Here is an 18,022-nt window from a genome sequence, read left to right as displayed (position 1 = left end):
ATTACTATTTGAATTTAACTTTATTGTAAGTTGGCAATCCTGGCAAAGGCATTGCCAACGTATCTTTATGCATTGAAAAAGATATTATAGCTTTCTTTTTTTCAGCAAAAGAAAGAGTGTCTTTTATCTTTTCATATTTTCTCTCAATCTGATTTATTTTTAAAGCGACATATAATTTCTTTATAACCGAATCTATATTGTTCTTTTTTTGAAAATAATATTCATAATACTTTTCTTCATTGTTAGAATGAACCACTTTTAGCCTAAATGTTGGAGAACTTTCCATACATCCATCTTGTTTATACGAACTTATAAGAACTTTGTTTTTATCAATTTCAGGTAAACACTTCACTAAATCAGTTATTAATTTCGCATCAACCTTCGAATGAAAATAAAATTCAGTTTTATTTGGAGAGAATTCGCAGACATAGCTTTCATTCTCTCCATTTAAATTAAGAATAGAATATAATTTTGGTTGAATATAAAATTCTCCCTTAAAAGATTCTGTAGGATATTTTAAATTCCAATTATAGCATATTAACTCAATACTTCTAATATCTTCTTGATTTGAAGAACATCCAAAATTAAAAAAGATTAAACCTATTAGAAGTTTTTTCATTAATAGTAACTATTTTAATAAATTTCTATTTCACCGAAACGATTTCTGTTACTTTAATATGATTTTCGTCCTCGCTTTTCCACTTTTCTCCTTTTACAGATACTACATCTCCAATTTTTAATTTTTTGTAGTTTTGAGGACCGCCAACGTTTACAATGCTAATTGTGGCAAAATACACTTCTTTAGCGTCTGTAGTAATTTTTGCTGTGTACCCGTCTTTTCCTGCCTCAATAGAATCTACTTTTCCAGAAACTGCAGTATTGGGATCATTTTTCATTGTTTTACAAGAGATTACAAAAGTCATTAAAATCGCTAATAAACTTATTCTTTTTAGATTTTTCATATAATTTAATTTTACCGCAGATTAAGCTCTTATTTATACTCAGATTGCCTAATCATGTTTTAAGTTAATATTATTTCTCCAGCTTCAAACTTTATGCCAGCTGAACACAGCTTCCTGCAATAACTTTTAGATTTTTCCCTATTTTCTTCCAAACTCTTATGTATTTGAAAACGCCATTAATCGGAGTATTATCATAAGTTCCATTTAAAGCGACTGTAACAGTAACTACCGCCGAATCGCCAATTATATTAACGATTTGGTCAGAACCCTCCAAAGAATCAATTTTAATCTTCCCAGAACGGTATGTCTGCAAATCAAAATCTTTAGTGATGGTTTGTCCGTCTGGCATGTTGAATAATAAATCATCATGAAGGATGGTATCCAAAGCCAAAACATCCGATTTTTTAATGGCAGTTAGAAGTTCGATTTCTGCATTAACAACGGTTTCTATTTTCATGATATAAAGATTGAAGTTATTTCTTCGGAGTCAGAATTGTTTTTATCATGGCATCTTCTTTTAAGATTACATCATAATAGTACAATTCTCCATAAAGCTGTCGGGCAAATTCAGCCGTGATATAACGGTTGACAAGTGCTTTTGTTTTATCCATTTTTAAATCCAGGCCTGTCATCAAGATATAATTCTTGAATTTCTTAAAATATGTATCTGAACTTTTCATTTTAGCTAAAAAATCAGCAAAACTATCCCCTGCAAAAGCATTTCTATTTTTATCTAATTCTTCAAAAACAAAATGCCCCACAATTCCTGTTTGCAGCAAATAAGCAACATTTTCATTCCCATGCTCTGCTTCTAAGGGCACAAAAACATCTGGAACAATTCCGCCACCACCGTAAACTATTTTACCCTTTGGAGTTTTGAATTTTAAAGAATCTGCCACTTTTATGCTGTCTTTTGCATAAAATTCTCCAGTAGCAATTCTAGATTCAGATTCTTTAAAATATTCTTCGTTTCCTTTTTTATATGGTTTCTGAATTGATCTTCCTGTTGGCGTATAATAACGCGCCACGGTCAATCTCACGGCTGATCCGTCATTAAAATCCATTTCCCTTTGAACTAATCCTTTTCCGAAAGAACGGCGACCAACAATAGTTCCGCGATCATTATCTTGAATAGCACCTGCTAAAATTTCGCTTGCAGAAGCACTATTTTCATTAATTAAAACATAAACCCTTCCTGTCTCAAAACTTCCTGCTTTTGTTGCATAGGTTTTTTCGGTCGAGCCATTTTTACTTTTCGTGAAAACAATCAGCTGTTTGTCTTTTAAAAATTCATCGGCAATAGCAATTGCTTCTTCCATATAACCGCCACCATTATCACGAAGATCAATTACAAGCGACTGGATTCCTTTTTGTTTTAATCTCGTTAATCCCGTTTTGAATTCATTAAAAGTAGTTTCTGCAAAACGATTTATTTTGATGTAACCGACATTGTTTCCAATTAGCAAAGAGGCATCAACGCTCTTAATTGGAATAATATCGCGTTTAACCTTAAACTTGAGTTTCTTTTGTTCTGATTTTCTAAAAACAGTCAGCTCGATTTCTGAACCCTGAAGCCCTTTTAATTTAGAAAACAAACTATCCGAAGGCAGTTTTCTACCGTATAATTTCGTTTTTCCAGCAAATAAAATACGATCGCCAGATTTTATTCCCGCTTTTGCCGAAGGTCCGTTTTCAACTGGTTTTATAATGGCAACCGAATCTTTATACATATAAAAATTGATTCCGATTCCGACAAAATCTCCTTTCATGCTTTCGGCAACCTCAGCTTGTTCGCTTGGCGGAATATAAACCGAATGCGGATCTAGTTTGGAAAGAATATTATCGACCGTAAGATTTACAATCGAATCGGTATTGACGCTATCAACATATTCTGTATTAATAAAATCAATAAGTTTATTCAATTTGGTTTTAGAGTAATTTTTAGCCAAAAACTGGTCGCTTCCGGGAGCATTCATCAGGCTTCCGGCAATTGTTCCAAGAGCAAAAGTTGCTCCTATGACTATGGGTAAATATTTTGAGTTAAATTTCATTACTCTTCTAAAACAGGAATATGCTCTACTTCTATGCCCGCTTTTATTAAAAATTGAATTCCAGAATCATCACGATATCCATCTTTATACACCACTCTTTTTATCCCAGACTGATGTATTAATTTGCTGCATTCTTTGCAAGGCGAAAGCGTAATATACAATGTTGCGCCTTCGCAAGACTGAGTTGATCTGGCTACTTTCAGGATCGCATTTGCTTCGGCGTGTAAAACATCCCAGCGTGTTAATCCGTCTTCGTCTTCGCAGCAATTTTCAAATCCAGACGGCGTTCCATTGTAGCCATCAGAAATGATCATTCTGTCCTTTACGATAATAGCACCAACTTGTTTACGTTTACAGTAAGAAAGCAGGCTCCACTCTTTTGCAATTCGCAGATATGCTTTATCGTATTTATTCAGCTTTTTTACTTCCATTTAATTTATCTGTTCCAAATTGGACTTTCAATAATCATCGGAATTACAACTCCAATAATGAAAGCCGACATTACAAGCGCCCAGTCGCGTTTTGAAAAACGAAAAACCGTCTGCACTATATATGAAATTACCAGAACAACAAAAACTACTACTAATTGAGCAGCTTCTATCCCTAAGGCAAACTCTCCCAAAGGTAACAATTTTGAGGTTGCAGAGCCACCTAAAATTGTTTTGAAATAATTAGAAAAACCTAGTCCGTGAATAATTCCAAAGAATAAAGTTATGAAAAATACCAAATTTACGCCATCATTTTTTGAGGTCTTTCCAGCCGTAAACAAATGATAAAGAGCGGTTACGAGAATTGTAATCGGAATCAAGAATTCTACAACATCTACTTTTATGGCAATAATGCCGTAAACAGAAAGCACTAGAGCCAAAGTATGACCAATTGTAAAAATAGAAACCAGAAGAAAAATCTTTTTCCAGTCTTTAAAAAGATACGGAACGGTTAAGGCGATTAAAAAAAGAACGTGATCGTAAGCATTGATATCTAAAACGTGTTTTAATCCTATTTGAAAATAAATCCAAAATTGTGACATAGGTATATTGTAATTAAATAATTAGGGGTTGTAAACTTACGATTAATTTTCAAAATTAAAGATTCAAGCATCCAATTCCTGCAATAAAAATAAGTTAAATTTTATGAGAAATTTAAAATCGTTAATGTAAAATAAAATTTATATTTGTGATATAAAAACTTAATAATTATGTCATTTTCAGAATTATTTGATAGCGAATTCAAGCAAAGAAACAAAGGACACTTTTCTGCTATCGTACGTGTAGCATTAGCAGATGGAGTAGTATATCCAGAGGAAAAAGCCTTTTTAGACAAACTTGCTTCTCGTTTAGAAATTACAGAATCGGAATACGAAGAAATTCTTAGCGATCCATTAAAATATCCTATCAATCCACCTTATTCATATGTTCAACGTTTAGAGCGTTTATATGATTTAACAAGAATGGTTCATGTTGATCATCATCTTGAAGACAAACAAGAAGTATTATTGAAAAAAATAAGTGTTGCGCTAGGATTCACACCAAGCAACGTAGATTATATCATTGCAAAAGCATTGTCATTGGTTGACAAAAAAGTAGATGCAGATACTTTTATCTATGAAATGCAGCATATGCATAAATAAAATTCAGTGTTCAGTTTTTAGTGTTCAGTTTTGTACTGAAACTTGACTGCGAATGAAAATTTAAAAAACAAAACCCGATAATTGATTTTATCGGGTTTTGTTTTTTTTAATTTCTAATAAAAATGAGATTATCAAAAATTATTTTTCAAGCGAACTCAAAATAGACTTATACTCTTTATTTTTAGGATTATTTGAATCATTACATAAACGAGATAACAAGAAAATTGTATACTTTTTAGGATTACGATTTAATGAATCCAGCAATTTTTCTTCATAACCTTTATGGTAAAATTTTTCCAAAAAACTTCCAAAAGGACCAGGACCTCCAAAATCAATGTCTGGACTTTTTTCAATTAAACGAAATATAGGTTCTACAAAATCAAAAGCATTTCCTGATTCTTCTAAATCATCTATAAGTTCATATGCTGGATCTTGAAAAGCATATTTATTATCTTCTTCACTAGCAATTTTTATCAACCTATCAAATTCATTAATAATTTTTTCAATTTTCATAAATTATAACTTTTTACTTACAAATATATAAAAAATGCACATAAATAATTACAACTTAAGTTCAACAAAAACATGATCTCACTTCAAACAAAAACCCGACAAGTTTTAAAAAAACCTGCCGGGTTTGCTATTTATAGTCCAGACTGAAAACTGCGACTGTGACTGAAAACTAAAAACTGATCACTCACTCAGCCGCCATAAATTCCTCAGCTTTTTCTACCATATTATAGCTTCCGCAGAAAAAAGGAACTCTTTGGTGCAGTTCAGTTGGCTGGATTTCTAGAATTCTTCCAAAACCATCTGTTGCTTTTCCTCCTGCCTGTTCTGCTAAAAACGCCATCGGATTACATTCGTACAGTAAACGTAATTTCCCTTTTGGAGCTTTTGAACTTGTTGGATAAATATAAACTCCACCTTTAATCATATTTCGGTGAAAATCGGCTACTAAACTTCCGATGTATCTCGAAGTGTACGGCCTGTCTTCTTCTTCACGCTGGCAATATTTAATGTAATTTTTTACCCCCTGCGGAAAATGAACATAATTCCCCTCGTTTACCGAATATATATTTCCATTTCTTGGAAATTTCATGTTTGGATGCGAAAGGTAAAATGTACCTATCGCAGGATTTAGTGTAAAACCATTCACCCCATGTCCAGTTGTATAAACCAGCATTGTAGAAGTTCCATAAATTACATAGCCTGCTGCAACTTGATTGATTCCCGGCTGTAAAAAATCCTCGCTAGTTACCGGGGTTCCTATTGGAGTAATTCTTCTGAAAACAGAAAAAATAGTTCCGACAGAAACATTCACATCAATGTTTGAAGATCCGTCAAGCGGATCCATTAAGATCACGTACTTATTATTATGACTGTTGTCGCTCCCCTGAACAGTAATAAAATCGTCGTTTTCTTCAGAAGCAATACCACAGACAATCTCACGGTTTATTAACGTCTGGATAAATACTTCGTTTGCATAGACATCTAATTTTTGCTGGTCTTCTCCTTGAACATTCTGCTCGCCCGCGGCGCCAATAATGTCTACTAAACCTGCTTGATTAACTTTATGATTGACAACCTTTGCTGCCAAACGTATCGAGTTAATAATTCGGGAAAGTTCTCCCGACGAATACTGAAATGCTTTTTGGTGCTCAATAATAAACTCTCCCAGTGTTTTATTGCGTTCTTCCATTGCTAAATCGTTATAGTTTTATTTTTAAGTCACAAATATCGTCTATTTTGTGAGAATGATTTAAAAATTATTTTGTTAGTTTGTTACTATTGTATATTTGCTAATAATCTGCAAAAAGCGACCAATAAAACGAAGCTTTTTTAGATATTAAATAGTTAAAAATAGGAATATATGAATATTAGAAAAGGAAATCCTGAAGACATGAAATCGGTGTTAGAGCTTATTCAGGAGCTGGCTATATTCGAAAAAGAGCCTGATGCGGTTGTCATTACTGAGGAAGATTTAATACGTGATGGTTTTGGCGAAAAGCCATTATTTCACGTTTTTGTAGCAGAAATCGAAAACGAAGAAAAACAGAAAGAAATTGTTGGAATTGCATTGTATTATTACCGCTATTCTACCTGGAAAGGAAAGACAATTCATCTTGAAGATTTGATTGTAAAAGAAAAGATGCGTGGGACAGGTTTAGGTTCTGCTCTTTATGCTGAAATCATGAAGCAAGGAAAAAAAGATAATGTGAGAAGAGTTGAGTGGAATGTTTTGGCATGGAACACACCAGCGGTAAACTTTTACAAGAATTCTGGCGCAAGAATTCTAGAAGACTGGCAAGTGGTTCAAATGGATGAAGCAGGAGTTAATTCGTTCTTAGAAAAATTATAAAAAATATTTAGCCACAGATTATAAGGATTAACATGATTTTAAAGTCTTTGGCAATTCGCCACGAATTCATGAATTTTTATTCGTAAAGATTAGAAAAAAATATTCGTGAATTCGTGGCGGAAAAAAATCTAAAAATCTATTAATTAAAAAATGAGAGTATTTAAATTTGGAGGAGCATCGGTAAAAGATGCAGATGGAATTAAAAACGTATACGACGTTTTACAAAAAGTAGGTTACGAAGACGTAATTCTTGTAGTTTCGGCTATGGGGAAAACAACAAATGCTCTTGAAGTAGTAATCAAGAATTACTTTGAAAAATCGACAGAATTGAATTCTTCTGTTCAGGAAATCAAAAAATACCACAATCAGATCTTATTGGATTTGTTTGAAGATGAAAATCATGCCGTTTTTGCAGCTGTAAATGCACAATTTGCTGAACTAGAATATTTCTTAGCACATAATAAATCTCCAAATTATAACTTTGTGTACGATCAGGTTGTTAGTTTTGGTGAGTTGATTTCGACTAATATTTTAAGTCATTTTATGAATTTCATGGGAATTCAGACGCAATGGCTTGACGTTCGCAATTTCATCAAAACCAATGCAAACTACAGAGATGCAGAGGTTGATTGGGAAACAACGCAACAAAACATCAGCAAAAATGTACCTAGAAAACAGTTGAATATTACACAAGGTTTCTTAGGTGCCGACGAAAACAACTTCACTACAACTCTTGGCCGTGAAGGTTCTGATTATACTGCTGGAATTTTTGCTTACTGCTTAAATGCCGAAAGTGTAACGATCTGGAAAGATGTTCCTGGAGTTATGAATGCCGATCCGCGTTATTTTGAAAATGCAAGTTTATTGAACCAGATTTCATATCGTGAAGCGATCGAATTAGCATTTTACGGAGCAACGGTTATTCACCCAAAAACATTACAGCCGTTACAGAAAAAAGAAATTCCATTATACGTAAAATCGTTTATCAATCCGTTATTAAAAGGAACTTGTGTTTCTAAAGGAGTTGACTTGGAACCACAATATCCATGTTTTATCGTAAAAAGAGAACAGCTTTTAATATCGCTTTCATCAATTGATTTCTCTTTCATTATGGAGGAAAACATCAGTGAGATTTTCGGTTTATTCCACGAATTCAAAATCAAAGTAAACTTAATTCAGAACTCTGCCATTAGTTTCTCTGTTTGTGTGGAAGATAAATTTGGAAATTTCCCAGAATTGAATTCGATTCTTTCTAAAAAATTCAAAGTAGAATACAGCGAAAATGTAACCTTATATACCATTCGTCACTTTACAGAAGAGGCAGCTCAAACGGTAGAAGCTAACAAAGAAGTTTTATTGAAACAAGTTAGCCGCGAAACCATGCAAATTGTGACGAAAGAATTAATCTAATATTGCTTTATAAAAGGTAATTATTTAATTCAAAAATTATTGAAAAGGCTTCACAATTAAGTGAAGCCTTTTTTATTTCGAAAGAATTTTCTTCACTTAACTTGTTTTTGATTATATTTACTTTCTTTCTAAAGAACTTAAAATGAGCAAAAAGAGCTTTTTATTAGTTTTCATTATCCTTGGTTTATTATACATCAGTATATCTTTAAGTCCGTTGCTTACAAAAGACATTAAAGATATTTCATACTCCGATTTTAGATTAGTGATCGCTCCTTTTCTTTCTACAGTTGCAATCCTCATTACTTATACACAACTGAAAAGAAGAAAAAATTAATTATTTATCTCGCCCTATTATTCTCCGACTGCTCAACTTCCGATTTTTTATAAGTGGTCTTTTTTGAATCTCCAAAATCATAAGTTGCAATTAATTTAAAATAATCAGTGCTATAGGTTCTGTGATAATAAATTTGGGTTTGTCCAACATTATAATCACCAGAAACCATAAACTTATGAAAGATGTCATTGGCTGTGAAATTGAGCTTTAGTGCATCTTTAAAAAAGTTCCGTTCTATTCCTAAAGTGACTGTCGAACGACCGTTTTCGCTTCCTAACCCGTAACTTCTATCACTTAAATACCAAGCCAAAAGCTGCAGTTTAAAAAGTTTAGGGATTGTAAATGTATTATTAGTATATAAATAAATTTGAGGTTCTACTGGACTAAAAGCAAATTCATAATAATTGTCTACCGATTTCTGCCAGGAAATGCTTGCTGTGTTAACAGAATTCCACCATTTGAAATTGAAAGCTCTTGAAAGTGAAGTAAAAAAAGTATGTCCTTTTTCTAGATTTAGTGCTCTTAAAATGTAGCTGTTTGGCGTGTCTCCGCGCAAAGCTGCCGCAGAAATGGGATCGATTTTATAAGTATAGCCAACTTTAAAATCGAATTTTTTATACATCGTTCCTATTTCAAAAGCGTGAGTTTTCTCTGGAAGCAGATTTGGGTTTCCTTCAATCGTAGTAAACGGATCCTGATAAATCACATACGGATTTAAAGCTTGATATCTCGGTCTTGTAATTCTGGAAACATAGGAGAAATGCCCTTTCCAATCATCTGAAAGATTAAAGTTTAAAAGTGCATTGGGAAAAAAATTGCCGTACGATTTATCAAATTTTTGAATTCCGTTGGCATTTGTAAATAAATCATAACTTGTTTTTTCGCCTCTTACGCCAAGAGAAAAATGAATCTTTTCGCTCCATGTTCCGATATAATTAAAGTAAGCCGCAGCGATTTTTTCATTGTATTCAAAATCACTTGAAAGTTCGTCATCCAGCTCAAAATTCATTTCATCATCAGAAATCAAAAAATCTGTTCCTGAATTTATTGTAGCGTGGCTTAGCTTCGCTCCTATTTCTAGTTTTGCCTTTTCATTTATTTTCTTCGAATAATCTGCTTGAACTGCGATTATATTAATCCGGCTTCCCACATTATTCTTTAAAAATCTTTCGGAATCTGTTTCGTCGACCAAGCTATTTTCGCCAATAAAATCTCTTATGGTTTGATTATAATTTGAAAATTGTGATCCTATAAACAATGTCGAACCTTTAGCTGTTGTCCAATTATAATTCAAATTGACAAACTGATTTAACAAAACATCGTTTCTGTCAACATCTGTGGCATAAAAACTTTTTTCAAAATTATTGGTTATCGAATTTCTGCTTTCTGTAATTCCACCTAGATCATTTACATTTCCACTATACGCCAGTGAAATATAATTATTGGGAGAAAAACTATACTGAAGTCCAAATCCGAAATTAGAATAATTATTAAATCTTCTTTTCCAGTCGGTTGTCAATTCAGATTTCATAAAATCATCAGAATCGGGGCGTGTTCTTGTGGTGTACAGCAACTCGCGGTTTCTTCCTAACTGCAAACCGTAGTTGGTTACAAACGAAAATTTCCCTTTCGAATAATTAAAATCAACAAGCGTATTATAAATTGTTCCGCCAAATTTAGAAACGGTTACATGCTGATTGACAGTTCCCATTACACCACTTTCGATATTTTTTTTGGTTATAATATTAATGACCGCTTTTCCTTCGGCATCATATCTCGCAGAAGGATTGGAAATGACTTCAATCTTTTGAATTTGCGAAACGGGAATTGCAGCAAAGCGTTCATAATTAATCAAAACTCCGTTGAGATAAATTATAGCTTCACCTTTTCCAACAACACTTATTTCTCCGTCGGCAACCACAACATTGGGGACTCTTCCTAACAATTCGTTTACCGAACTGCTGGTTGCCAGAACAGTTCCGTTTACATTGACATCAATATTGCCGTTTGCTCCGTATTTTAATAATGAAACTTGGCTTTTTATAACCACTTCATTTAGCTCATTGTGCTCTTTCTCTTTCTCTTTAATAATTACAGTATCTTGAGGAGACTTTAATGTTTTTTTTCTAAGGATTACATCATCGCTATAATAACTTTTGTCTTTAACATTTTTGAAGCGTTGCGCTTTAATTTCTATTGATGAAAAAATCAGAAAAAAAATAGAAATGATAACCAATTTTATAAATCTCATAAATTTTTAGCGATTAAGTTTGACTTTGATGAAACAAAAGTCATCTGAAAATCAATAAATGAGATTGCAAAAAGCGAAATCAGGAGTACGAATTTATAAATCGATACTCAATTAGGATTGTAAAGCCTGAAGCTGATAGTTAAGCGGAGTTGTTCCCGTATGTTTTTTGAATGCGGCAAAGAAGGTGGATTTAGAATTAAAACCAACATCATAACCCACAGATTCTAATGTCAATTTATCTGAAGAAGTGATAATTTTACACGCTTCGTTAATTCGAAATTCGTTTACGTAACTGGTAAAATTCTTTCCTAGATTATTATTCAGAAACTGCGATAATTGATGGCTTGATATATTAATTTCTTGAGAAAGATCTTGAAGTGTCAGGTTTGGATTTTTATATAAACTTTTTTCAAACATGGCGTTCTCCAATTTTTCTGACCACATTCTTGCATCTGCTGATTCTATTTTTTTATTCGAAATCTTTCCATTCAATAAAAATAAATCGTCTGTTTTTTTTCGGTACAAAAGAATCGAAATCCCTAAGTATAAAATAAACGAAAAAACGACCGCTCCACTTATATAGGTAGCTCCTGGCGCTCCCATAATGGATAGAAAATAAAATAGAAACAAGAGAAAATTACCTAAAAAAAGCATTCCGAACCACATTTCGGCTGGAGTTGTTTTTTCTTTCGGGGTGAGGATTTTTTTCAAAACGCCACGAAGTTCAAAACCAGCAAAAACAATATAAATAAACCATTGAAAATAAATGATTCTTATTAAATAACCTCCCCAAAATTTTGGATACGCTTCGTACGGATATAAAATGCCAACTGCAACGATTAATGTTCCCCAAAATGCCAGAATAAATTTCCATGATTTGGGCATTATCTGCACTTCATCAACTGCCGATTTGATAAAATAATACAAAAATGGTCCGATAAAAAAACAAGCCGTAAGCCCAAACTGAAGATACATTTTTGGAAGTTCGGGATGAAAATAAACAAACACAGATTTTCCGATACGGACACTCAGAGCAAACAAAAGTGCTCCAAGAAAATAATTCGTCAGGTATTTTTTCTTAGTAAAAAAGAAGAAGTACACGCCGAGAATAATTCCGTTGAAAACTCCTAAAGCACTAAAAAAGAATAAAAGTTCTTTGCTAGTATCCATAATTTAAATTTGTCATATCGTTAACAAAGCTAAAAAGATTATTTCTAAATGAAAATCAATTAACTTTATAATAGCCAACTAATACAAAAAATTATGAAAAACGCTAACGAACCAAGTGAAGAAACAAAAAACGAATGGGAAAATGATCCAGACAATTGGATTTGGGGAATGTTTTATTATAACCCAAAAGACAAAAGATCCTATTTCCCAAAAAGAATAAATGAATTTGGATGGCATGCTAATTATGCAAATCCTATTTTTGTTGTAATTATTGCCTCATTGATTTTGATCGTTTTAGCTTTTATTAAATAGAGAGAATAACCTCAATAGCTAATCAATAAATCTACAATATCCTAGACTACAATTCCCAATTATAAATACTACTTTTGACTTTTTAGAGTTAAAGTATTTATGTTGAAAAAATTACTGTTTTTGACGGTTTTCTTCTGGTTTTCTGCGCTTCAGGCTCAGGAAACTGAATCACTGTACAAAACCAAAAAAGTAATCGTTTCAAAAGACACTATTCGTTTGGAAAAAGTCTCTATAAATTCTGGATTTTTTCAAATTCTAAATACTAAAAACCAACCGATTGATTCTACTTCTTATAAAGTCGATTTTCAAAAAGGATATTTGCTTTTAAATGAAAATTTCCAATCGGTTTCAGATACCTTAATTGTCAATTATCTTAATTATCCCGATCTCTTAACCAAAGAATACAGTCTTTACAAATCGGAACAAATTGTAAGCGGCGATGTCGGAACAGAAAAACTTTACCGAATAGACAACAATTCAAACGCCAAAAAAGTAACACCATTTGACGGTCTGGAAACTTCTGGAAGCATTACTCGAGGCATTACGGTTGGTAATAATCAAAGTACGGTTTTAAACTCCAATTTAGATTTACAGATTACAGGAAAACTTTCAGACAAAGTGAGTTTGAGAGCTTCACTTCAAGACAATAATATTCCGCTGCAAGATGGCGGTTATTCGCAAAAACTTGATCAGTTTGACAATATTTTCATCGAACTTTTTAGTGAGGACTGGAACATTCGCGCCGGCGATGTTTTTTTAGAAAACAGGAAAACTCAATTTTTGGGCTTTAATAAAAAGGTCCAGGGACTTTCTGCCAACTTTGATTTTGATACCGGAAAAAGTAAGACCAATGTTTTTGCTTCGGTTGCTTTTGTAAAAGGACAATATGCCAAAAGTACTTTTACGGGTCAGGAAGGAAATCAGGGTCCGTACAAACTAAAAGGCCAAAATGGAGAATTGTATGTTCTCGTTATTTCGGGTTCAGAACGCGTTTATGTAAACGGGGTTTTATTAAAAAGGGGCGAAAACAACGATTATGTGATTGATTACAATGCAGGAGAAATTGTTTTTACTTCGCTTTTTACCATTACTTCAGAAATGCGTATTAATGTGGAATACCAATATTCGGAACGAAATTATAATCGTCTTGTAACATACGCAGGCGCAACTCACGAAAACAAAAACTGGAGTTTTGGCGGTTATTTGTATTCTGAAAATGATATGAAAAATCAGCCTTTGCAGCAAAATCTTTCTCCAGAACAAGTTCAGATATTAAGTCAGGCGGGTGATGACATCAATTTAATGAAAGCGCCTTCTGCTTACGAAGATACTTATGCCGATAATAAAATTTTGTATCGAAAAATACTCGTCAATTCTGTTGAAGTTTATGAATATTCGAATAATTCTGCCGATGTTTTGTACAATGTAAGATTTAGCCAAGTGGGCGCAAATGCTGGAAATTATATCATTCAAAACAGTAATTCTGTTGAACGAATTTATCAATACGTGGAACCTGTTAACGGAATTCTACAGGGAAATTACGAACCAATTGTTCAGCTTGTCGCGCCAATGAAACTTCAAGTGGCAACGTTTTTAGGAAAATATAATCCCGATGAAAAAACGTTGGTTGATTTTGAATTGGCTGTCAGCAATAATGACCAGAATTTATTTTCTACAATTGACGATGCTAATAATGAAGGAGTTGCTTTTAAAACCAATCTTAAAAAACGTCTTTTTTCTAGAGACTGGAGTTTAGACGCTTTTGCAAATTATCAATATGTGCAGCAGAATTTTAAATCGGTAGAACGTTTATACAATATTGAGTTTAATCGCGATTGGAATTTAACTGGAACACTTTATGGCAATCAGAGCCTTTTGGTTACGGGATTAAATTTTGATTTGTTTTCTAAAAATAAGACTTCCAATATCGGTTTGCTAACGTACCAATTTGAAAAATTAGATTTTAGCGAAAGCTACACAGGCGTACGACATACCACAAACGCTTTATTCAAATTGAAAAATTGGACGATCGAAAACAACGGAAGTTTCCTGAATTCTGATGCTACAGTTTCGACTTCAAAATTTATTAGAAACCAGACTAGAACCAAATATCATTTTGGAAAAAACTGGATTGGTGGCACTATGCAATTAGAAAACAATCAGGAAAAAGACAAAGTAAGCAATCAGTTTTCGGCTTTAAGCCAAAGATTTACAGAATATGGCGTATTTACGGGACGTGGTGACAGCACCAAAGTTTTCGTTGAACTTGGTTTTCTGCAAAGACGCAACGATAGTTTGCAAAACGGATTATTGCAGCATGTAAACAATTCGCAGACGTATTATTTAAAGTCGAAATTAATTCAGACCAAAAAGACCGATTTAGCAGTTTATGCGAGTTATCGAAACTTAGATTTTACAGACAAATTGAGGCAAAATGAACCTTCTTTAAATTCGAGAGTTTTATACAACGATCGTTTTTTTAATCAGTTCATGCAGATTGGAACGGCTTACGAAACGAGTTCTGGAACTATTGCCCAACAAGAATTTACATACGTAGAAGTTCCAACTGGTCAAGGAGTTTACACTTGGAACGATTATAACGGAAACGGAATTCAGGAACTGGAAGAATTTGAAGTTGCGGTTTACCAAGATCAGGCGAGATATGTCAGAGTCTTTTTACCGAATCAGGTCTATATAAAAACCAACCAAAATAAGTTTTCACAATCTTTAACTTTGAATCCGCTACAATGGCAGAATGAAAAAGGCGTCAAAAAACTGCTGTCTTATTTTTACAATCAGACCTCTTTTATAATGGATCGAAAGGTGAAAAGCGAGGGCGAAAAATTAGAACTCAATCCGTTTGATTCCTCAGAAGAAAATATTTTAGGCTTGAATTCCAGTTTTAGAAACAGTTTATTTTACAATCGAGGCAAACAAAAACATTCTGTAACCTATTCTTATTTGGTCAATAAAGGCAAAAGTCTGCTTTCTATTGGTTCGCAAAACGTACAGAATTATTCGCATCAAATTCAATATACCCATTTGTACCAAAAAAGCTGGCTATTTAATCTCTTTACCAAAACCATTAAAACCGATTTGGTTTCTAAAGATTTTACAGAGAAAAATTATGATATTCAAGGCTGGCAGCTGGCGCCAAAAATCAGTTATTTATTTTCTAAAAACACCAAATTGGATTTCTTTTACGAACTTCAAAACAAGAAAAATCAAATTGGAAATCTGGAAACTTTAGACCAAAACAGGCTTGGAACTTCTTTTTCTTATGCAGGCGAAAAGAAAGTTACGATTAATGGAGAATTCTCTTTTTATGAAAATAAATTTAGCGGAAATGAATTTTCATCAGTAGGTTTTCAGATGCTAGAAGGACTTCAAGCGGGATCAAATTTGGTTTGGAAACTGCTTCTGCAAAAGAACATTACGTCTTTTTTGGATGTTAATTTAAATTATCAAGGAAGAAAAAGTGAAACCGGAAATACGATTCATACAGGAAACGTTCAGCTTCGTGCATATTTTTAATGTAACACGAAAAAGATGACAATAAATTGTTTAATTTTAATTGAAATTTAAACTTTTAGCCTTATGAAAAAATTAGTATTGTTCTGTTTAATGGTTGCTTTCTCTTCTAATTTTTATGCTCAGGAAACAACTGCAAAGACTGCAAAAAGCAAAACAGAAACTTCGGCAAAAAAAGCCAAAGCAAGTGCGGACAAAGCTTCGGCTGACGCAAAAAAAGAAGCCACAAAATCGAAAAAGGCCGCTGACGATGCAAAAGCAGCTTCAACAAAAGCCAAGAAAGAATCTGCTGACGCTGCAAAAAAAACCGCTGATAAGGAAGCTGCAAAAGCTAAAGCCGATGCAAAAAAAGCTACTGTAGAATCTGATAAAGCCAAAACTACTGCTGACAAAGCAAAAGCCGATGCGAAGAAATCGACCGCAAAAGCTGACGCTGCCAAAAAAGATGCGACTGCTGCTAAAAAATCGGCCACAAAAACTTTAAAAGAAACTAACGAAAAAGCACCATCTGTTCCAGACAAAGTAACTGGCGAATACAATGGTAAAAAAGTATATACTGGACCAAGAGGCGGTAAATACTATATTAACAAAAATGGAAATAAAACGTATATTCAAGATTAAGTTTCTAAGATGCTAAGACGCTGAGATTCTAAGATTAAGCCGAACTTATAGTTCGGCTTTCTTTTTTTAAATAGAAAATCTTTGAGCTTAGAGACTTAGCATCTTAGTAACTTAGCAACTCCAAAACTTAGAACCTTAAATTAATAATTTAGTAATACCCTCGAAATAACACAGAAAACATATTTGTCTATCTTCGTTTTTAAAACGTGTTAAAAATGAGCATAGATTATTCTGCGAATAAAACTATTTTAGTAGCTCCATTAAATTGGGGACTTGGGCATGCCACTCGCTGCATTCCAATTATCAAAGCGCTTCAAGAGAATAATTACATTCCGATTATCGCCTCAGATGGTGTTGCGCTGGCTCTGTTACGAAAAGAATTTCCTTATATACAAACTTTAGAATTGCCTTCTTATCATATTGAATATGCAAAGAATGGTAAAAACTTTAAATGGAAACTGATTAAGAATCTTCCGAAAATGATTACTGCCATTTTGGATGAGAAAAAAATGGTAAATCATTGGATCAAAAAACACGGCATTGATGGCATAATCTCAGATAACAGATTGGGGGTTTTCAGTAAAAAAGTGCCTTCGGTTTTTATGACGCATCAATTGAATGTAATGACAGGAAATACGACTTGGTTTACAAGTAAATGTCACCAGCATATTATTAAAAAATACAATGAATGCTGGGTTCCTGATACAGACGGAAAAGTTAACTTAACGGGAGATTTAGGTCATTTAAAATCGAATGAACTCAATCTAAAATATATTGGCCCGTTGAGCCGCATGAAGAAAAAGGATACTCCGAAAATATATGATTTGATGATTATATTGTCTGGCCCTGAACCTCAGCGTACTTTTTTGGATGAAAAACTACAGAAAGAAGCGGCAAACTATCCCGGAAAAGTGGTATTTGTACAGGGAATTGTAGAAAAATCGCAAGAAAAATGGCAGGCTGGAAATGTTACCTATTATAATTTCATGAACTCGAAACAGTTGGAGCAGACTTTTAATGAAAGTGAATTTGTATTGTGCCGATCTGGTTATACGACTGTAATGGATTTGGCAAAGTTGGGTAAAAAAGCCTTTTTTATTCCGACACCTGGTCAATATGAACAGGAATATTTGGCCATAAAACTTCAGGAAGAAAATCTTGTACCTTATGCCATGCAGGATGACTTTAGCATTGAAGATTTATCAAAAGTAAAGTCGTTTAAAGGATTATCTCAATTTGAAAACAATATTGACTGGGATTCTTTATTTAAGGTTTTTGAAGACAAAACAGCATAATTGTACGCTGATGAAACGGATTTGCTTTCGCAAAGACGCGGATTAAGCGGATTTTACCGTTATTCTTTACTACAATAAAAAAACCTCCAGCTA

The 18,022-nt window shown here is 33.3% G+C and carries 18 protein-coding genes; 8 read left to right on the top strand and 10 right to left on the bottom strand.

Translation table 11 applies throughout. From position 1 onward, the window contains the following. Positions 1 to 4 precede the first annotated feature (4 nt). The 6 genes from NCC77_RS07525 to NCC77_RS07500 form a co-directional block, all read right to left on the bottom strand. Positions 5 to 619, bottom strand: coding sequence for a hypothetical protein (locus NCC77_RS07525; RefSeq protein ID WP_250835014.1), 615 nt, complete (start codon positions 617 to 619; stop codon positions 5 to 7). Positions 620 to 644: 25 nt separating this feature from the next. Continuing rightward, the gene (locus tag NCC77_RS07520; protein WP_250835013.1) at positions 645 to 962 is read right to left on the bottom strand and encodes a hypothetical protein; all 318 of its coding nucleotides are present in this window, start codon (positions 960 to 962) and stop codon (positions 645 to 647) included. Between the two features lie 91 nt (positions 963 to 1,053). Continuing rightward, entirely contained in the window at positions 1,054 to 1,419 is a 366-nt protein-coding gene (locus NCC77_RS07515) for a nuclear transport factor 2 family protein (RefSeq protein WP_095928258.1), read from the bottom strand. Between the two features lie 16 nt (positions 1,420 to 1,435). After that, the gene (locus NCC77_RS07510) at positions 1,436 to 3,013 is read right to left on the bottom strand and encodes a S41 family peptidase (RefSeq protein WP_250835012.1); all 1,578 of its coding nucleotides are present in this window, start codon (positions 3,011 to 3,013) and stop codon (positions 1,436 to 1,438) included. Beyond that, positions 3,013 to 3,444 carry a deoxycytidylate deaminase gene (locus NCC77_RS07505; RefSeq protein ID WP_095928260.1) on the bottom strand — a complete coding sequence of 144 codons (432 nt, stop codon included), beginning with the start codon at positions 3,442 to 3,444 and terminating at the stop codon, positions 3,013 to 3,015. Before NCC77_RS07505 ends, NCC77_RS07510 begins: the two co-directional genes overlap by 1 nt. A 5-nt stretch (positions 3,445 to 3,449) precedes the next feature. Further along, positions 3,450 to 4,043 (bottom strand): HupE/UreJ family protein, encoded by a 594-nt coding sequence (locus tag NCC77_RS07500; protein WP_095928261.1) that lies wholly within the window; start codon positions 4,041 to 4,043, stop codon positions 3,450 to 3,452. A gap of 168 nt (positions 4,044 to 4,211) precedes the next feature. Between NCC77_RS07500 and NCC77_RS07495 the strand changes: the two genes are divergently transcribed. After that, on the top strand, positions 4,212 to 4,643 hold the full coding sequence (locus tag NCC77_RS07495) for a TerB family tellurite resistance protein (RefSeq protein WP_095928262.1): 432 nt from the start codon (positions 4,212 to 4,214) through the stop codon (positions 4,641 to 4,643). A 138-nt stretch (positions 4,644 to 4,781) separates the two neighbouring features. On the opposite strand, the gene NCC77_RS07490 is transcribed toward NCC77_RS07495, so the two are convergent. Both NCC77_RS07490 and fbp read right to left on the bottom strand, forming a co-directional pair. Then, a complete protein-coding gene (locus NCC77_RS07490) occupies positions 4,782 to 5,156 on the bottom strand; it encodes a hypothetical protein (RefSeq protein ID WP_250835011.1) in 375 nt (124 codons plus the stop codon). 184 nt (positions 5,157 to 5,340) lie between these two features. Then, positions 5,341 to 6,345 (bottom strand): class 1 fructose-bisphosphatase, encoded by a 1,005-nt coding sequence (gene fbp / locus NCC77_RS07485; RefSeq protein WP_250835010.1) that lies wholly within the window; start codon positions 6,343 to 6,345, stop codon positions 5,341 to 5,343. A gap of 171 nt (positions 6,346 to 6,516) precedes the next feature. On the opposite strand from fbp, the gene NCC77_RS07480 reads away from it, so the two are divergent. The 3 genes from NCC77_RS07480 (at position 6,517) to NCC77_RS07470 (ending at position 8,749) form a co-directional block, all read left to right on the top strand. After that, positions 6,517 to 7,005 carry a GNAT family N-acetyltransferase gene (locus NCC77_RS07480; RefSeq protein WP_250835009.1) on the top strand — a complete coding sequence of 163 codons (489 nt, stop codon included), beginning with the start codon at positions 6,517 to 6,519 and terminating at the stop codon, positions 7,003 to 7,005. 150 nt (positions 7,006 to 7,155) lie between these two features. Then, a complete protein-coding gene (locus tag NCC77_RS07475; protein ID WP_095928265.1) occupies positions 7,156 to 8,415 on the top strand; it encodes an aspartate kinase in 1,260 nt (419 codons plus the stop codon). Positions 8,416 to 8,557: 142 nt separating this feature from the next. Beyond that, the gene (locus NCC77_RS07470) at positions 8,558 to 8,749 is read left to right on the top strand and encodes a hypothetical protein (protein ID WP_250835008.1); all 192 of its coding nucleotides are present in this window, start codon (positions 8,558 to 8,560) and stop codon (positions 8,747 to 8,749) included. 4 nt (positions 8,750 to 8,753) lie between these two features. Here the strand turns inward: NCC77_RS07470 and NCC77_RS07465 are convergent, their stop codons facing one another. Both NCC77_RS07465 and NCC77_RS07460 read right to left on the bottom strand, forming a co-directional pair. Beyond that, entirely contained in the window at positions 8,754 to 11,000 is a 2,247-nt protein-coding gene (locus tag NCC77_RS07465; RefSeq protein WP_250835007.1) for a TonB-dependent receptor domain-containing protein, read from the bottom strand. 111 nt (positions 11,001 to 11,111) lie between these two features. Further along, positions 11,112 to 12,170: a helix-turn-helix domain-containing protein gene (locus NCC77_RS07460; RefSeq protein ID WP_250835006.1), complete on the bottom strand. Its 1,059-nt coding sequence runs from the start codon at positions 12,168 to 12,170 to the stop codon at positions 11,112 to 11,114. Between the two features lie 93 nt (positions 12,171 to 12,263). Here NCC77_RS07460 and NCC77_RS07455 point away from each other — a divergent pair, with 93 nt between their 5' ends. From NCC77_RS07455 to NCC77_RS07440, 4 genes are all read left to right on the top strand, one after another. Beyond that, positions 12,264 to 12,482, top strand: coding sequence for a hypothetical protein (locus NCC77_RS07455; RefSeq protein ID WP_250835005.1), 219 nt, complete (start codon positions 12,264 to 12,266; stop codon positions 12,480 to 12,482). A 99-nt stretch (positions 12,483 to 12,581) separates the two neighbouring features. Beyond that, positions 12,582 to 16,016 carry a DUF8818 domain-containing protein gene (locus tag NCC77_RS07450; protein WP_250835004.1) on the top strand — a complete coding sequence of 1,145 codons (3,435 nt, stop codon included), beginning with the start codon at positions 12,582 to 12,584 and terminating at the stop codon, positions 16,014 to 16,016. Positions 16,017 to 16,079: 63 nt separating this feature from the next. Continuing rightward, positions 16,080 to 16,634 carry a hypothetical protein gene (locus tag NCC77_RS07445; protein ID WP_250835003.1) on the top strand — a complete coding sequence of 185 codons (555 nt, stop codon included), beginning with the start codon at positions 16,080 to 16,082 and terminating at the stop codon, positions 16,632 to 16,634. 215 nt (positions 16,635 to 16,849) lie between these two features. After that, the gene (locus NCC77_RS07440) at positions 16,850 to 17,929 is read left to right on the top strand and encodes a glycosyltransferase (RefSeq protein ID WP_250835002.1); all 1,080 of its coding nucleotides are present in this window, start codon (positions 16,850 to 16,852) and stop codon (positions 17,927 to 17,929) included. Positions 17,930 to 18,022: the final 93 nt, after the last annotated feature.

This window comes from Flavobacterium tyrosinilyticum, assembly GCF_023656565.1.
Lineage (GTDB): Bacteria > Bacteroidota > Bacteroidia > Flavobacteriales > Flavobacteriaceae > Flavobacterium > Flavobacterium tyrosinilyticum.
This window is presented reverse-complemented; position numbering and strand designations above follow the sequence as displayed.

Bases quoted from the DNA above. Each gene is read 5' to 3' on its own strand.
- NCC77_RS07500 (WP_095928261.1), bottom strand. From the start codon at position 4,043: ATGTCACAATTTTGGATTTATTTTCAAATAGGATTAAAACACGTTTTA.
- NCC77_RS07475 (WP_095928265.1), top strand. From the start codon at position 7,156: ATGAGAGTATTTAAATTTGGAGGAGCATCGGTAAAAGATGCAGATGGA.
- NCC77_RS07490 (WP_250835011.1), bottom strand. From the start codon at position 5,156: ATGAAAATTGAAAAAATTATTAATGAATTTGATAGGTTGATAAAAATT.
- NCC77_RS07495 (WP_095928262.1), top strand. From the start codon at position 4,212: ATGTCATTTTCAGAATTATTTGATAGCGAATTCAAGCAAAGAAACAAA.
- NCC77_RS07480 (WP_250835009.1), top strand. From the start codon at position 6,517: ATGAATATTAGAAAAGGAAATCCTGAAGACATGAAATCGGTGTTAGAG.
- NCC77_RS07455 (WP_250835005.1), top strand. From the start codon at position 12,264: ATGAAAAACGCTAACGAACCAAGTGAAGAAACAAAAAACGAATGGGAA.
- NCC77_RS07520 (WP_250835013.1), bottom strand. From the start codon at position 962: ATGAAAAATCTAAAAAGAATAAGTTTATTAGCGATTTTAATGACTTTT.
- NCC77_RS07450 (WP_250835004.1), top strand. From the start codon at position 12,582: ATGTTGAAAAAATTACTGTTTTTGACGGTTTTCTTCTGGTTTTCTGCG.
- NCC77_RS07515 (WP_095928258.1), bottom strand. From the start codon at position 1,419: ATGAAAATAGAAACCGTTGTTAATGCAGAAATCGAACTTCTAACTGCC.
- NCC77_RS07505 (WP_095928260.1), bottom strand. From the start codon at position 3,444: ATGGAAGTAAAAAAGCTGAATAAATACGATAAAGCATATCTGCGAATT.
- NCC77_RS07445 (WP_250835003.1), top strand. From the start codon at position 16,080: ATGAAAAAATTAGTATTGTTCTGTTTAATGGTTGCTTTCTCTTCTAAT.
- fbp (WP_250835010.1), bottom strand. From the start codon at position 6,345: ATGGAAGAACGCAATAAAACACTGGGAGAGTTTATTATTGAGCACCAA.
- NCC77_RS07525 (WP_250835014.1), bottom strand. From the start codon at position 619: ATGAAAAAACTTCTAATAGGTTTAATCTTTTTTAATTTTGGATGTTCT.
- NCC77_RS07470 (WP_250835008.1), top strand. From the start codon at position 8,558: ATGAGCAAAAAGAGCTTTTTATTAGTTTTCATTATCCTTGGTTTATTA.
- NCC77_RS07465 (WP_250835007.1), bottom strand. From the start codon at position 11,000: ATGAGATTTATAAAATTGGTTATCATTTCTATTTTTTTTCTGATTTTT.
- NCC77_RS07440 (WP_250835002.1), top strand. From the start codon at position 16,850: ATGAGCATAGATTATTCTGCGAATAAAACTATTTTAGTAGCTCCATTA.
- NCC77_RS07510 (WP_250835012.1), bottom strand. From the start codon at position 3,013: ATGAAATTTAACTCAAAATATTTACCCATAGTCATAGGAGCAACTTTT.
- NCC77_RS07460 (WP_250835006.1), bottom strand. From the start codon at position 12,170: ATGGATACTAGCAAAGAACTTTTATTCTTTTTTAGTGCTTTAGGAGTT.